Source organism: Kitasatospora kazusensis, from assembly GCF_039529945.1.
Taxonomy (GTDB): Bacteria; Actinomycetota; Actinomycetes; order Streptomycetales; family Streptomycetaceae; genus Kitasatospora; species Kitasatospora kazusensis.
The window spans coordinates 1-1869 of sequence record NZ_BAAANT010000115.1; the positions used below are offsets into that span (position 1 = coordinate 1).

The 1869-nt window shown below is 70.1% G+C and carries 1 protein-coding gene; it reads right to left on the reverse strand.

The genetic code is table 11. The annotated features are described in order from the left end of the window. A partial coding sequence (locus ABD330_RS32180; protein WP_344469858.1) for a SpnB-like Rossmann fold domain-containing protein occupies positions 1-1869 on the reverse strand: 1869 nt, incomplete at both ends.

Genomic DNA, 1869 nt, shown 5'->3' on the forward strand with positions numbered 1-1869 from the left:
TGGCGGGCGAGGAGGGTGCCGAGGGTGCCGGTGCCGCCGGTGATGAGGATGGTGCCCTGGGGGTCCAGCGGGCTGGTGTCGGCGGGCTGGGGGGTGTCGGTCTTGGCCAGCCTCGGTACGAGCAACTTCCCCTCGCGGATGGCGAACTGGCTTTCGCTGTCGGCAAGTGCTGCGGGCAGGGCCTGCCAGGAGGCGGCGGTGTCGTCGTGATCGATGAGCACGAACCGACCGGGGTTCTCCGACTGCGCCGAGCGGATCAGTCCCCAGGCTGCCGAGTTCGCCAACTCCGTTACAGCATCGCTGTCGTGGGCCGCGAGTGCGCCCCGGGTGAGGACGACCAGTCGGCTGTCCGCGAGCCGTTCCTCGGTCAGGAAGTCCTGGACCGTCGAGAGCACGGTCGCGGCCGACTGGTGGGCGGCTGCCACCGGATCGCCCGGGTCGGGGGCCGAGGCGAGTGCGAAGAGCAGGTCCGCAGGTCCGTCGGCGAGATCCCGGCCGAGCGCTGCCAGGTTGTCGTGGACAGCGACCGGGACACCTGGCAGACCATCGGGCACTGTGCCGAGTACGGCGTACCGGCCTTCGGGTCGCATCGGATCGGCCGAGCTGGCCGGCTCGGTCCAGGCGAGGTGGTACAGCGGCTCGGGCTGACCGACCCGGCGGAACACCGCAGGGTCGACCGGGCGAACGGCCAACGACTCGACGCCGACCACCAGAGCGCCGGTCACCGGATCGGTGAGCGTGAGCGCGACCGCGTCCTGGCCGATCGGTGCCATTCGTACCCGCAACTCGCCGGCGCCGGTGGTGCGCAGCCTGATGCCGCTCCAGGCGAACGGCAGTCGCAGGACCGGCGTGGTCGACTCGTTCGTACCGCCGCCGTTGAGCAGGGCGATGGGGTGCAGTGCGGCGTCGAGCAGCGCGGGGTGGATGCCGAACGCGTCGGGGGCGGTGTCGGGGGTGAGGGCGATTTCGGCGTAGATGTCGTCGCCGTGGCGCCAGGCGGCCCGCAGGCCTTGGAAGACCGGGCCGTAGGTGATCCCGGCGTCTGTGGCGCGGGCGTACAGGGAGTCGATTGCCACCGGCTCCGCTCCGGCCGGGGGCCAGCTCTCGGTGCGGTCCGGCTCGGCCGACGGGCTCCCGTTGTCCAGTCGTCCGGTGGCGTTGCTCACCCAGTCGTACTGCTGCTCCCTTTCTGTGACCTGACGATCAGTCATATGCGGTCGGGAGTGGATGCCGAAGGAACGTCCCCCCGACTCCTCGCTCGCACTGACGACGATCCGCATCTCGATGCCACCCTGCTCTGGCAGCGCCAACGGGTGCTCCAGGACGAGGTCGTCGACCTCGTCGTAGCCGAGCTGGTCGGCCAGCTGGAGCGCGATCTCGGCAAAGGCGGCACCCGGCAGGATCGGCGTCCCCAGGACGGAGTGCTCGGCGAGCCACGGGTGGCGCTGAACGGAGATGAGACCAGTGAACAGGTGACTGCCATCAGGGAGTTCGACCGCGACATCGAGCAGTGGGTGGTCGCCGGAGCTCAGGCCCGTGGAGCTGAGATCCGTGGTGCGGGTGGGGTGGAGCCAGTAGCTCTCGTGTTGGAAGGGGTAGGTGGGGAGGTCGGTTGCGGCGGTCGTGTTTTCGGTGGTGGGCCAGGTGATGGGGTGGCCGTGGGTGTGCAGCTGGGCGAGGGTGGTGGTGAGGGTCAGTGTTTCGGGGTGGCCTTCGCGGAGGGTGGCGGTGGTGACCGTGTCCTCGGTGTCGAGGGTGGTCTGGGTGAGGGCGGTGAGGACGGGGTCGGGGCCGAGTTCGACGAACGCGGTGACGCCTGCTTGGTGGAGGGTGTGGATGGTGTCGGTGAAGCGGACGGGCTGGCGGATG